Annotated in this window: 1 protein-coding gene; it reads right to left on the minus strand. The window is 74.1% G+C overall.

Annotated features, from left to right (window positions below):
• On the minus strand, positions 1-305 hold a 305-nt coding region (locus HTZ77_RS44985; protein WP_328809139.1), incomplete at both ends, for a Clp protease N-terminal domain-containing protein.

Consider the following 305-nt stretch of genomic DNA (forward strand, 5'->3'; position numbering starts at 1 on the left):
AGCACCTGCACGACGCGGCGGATCTCGGAGTCGCGGCCGATGACCGGGTCGAGCCGGCCGCTGCGGGCCCGCTCGGTCAGGTCGACGCCGTACTTCTCCAGCGCCTGGTAGGTGTCCGCGGGCGTCTCGCTGGTGACGCGGGCGTGGCCGCGCACCTTCTCGAACGCGTCGAGCAGCGCCTGCGGCGTGGCGCCCTGCGACTTCAGCAGCTCGGCGACCTGGCCGCCGTCGGTGGCCAGGCCCACGAGCAGGTGCTCGGTGGAGACGTACTCGTCCTCCAGCCGCTTGGCGCGCTGCGCCGCGGT

Origin of the sequence: Nonomuraea montanisoli, assembly GCF_013363975.1 — a bacterium.
In the GTDB taxonomy this organism is placed as follows: Bacteria; Actinomycetota; Actinomycetes; order Streptosporangiales; family Streptosporangiaceae; genus Nonomuraea; species Nonomuraea montanisoli.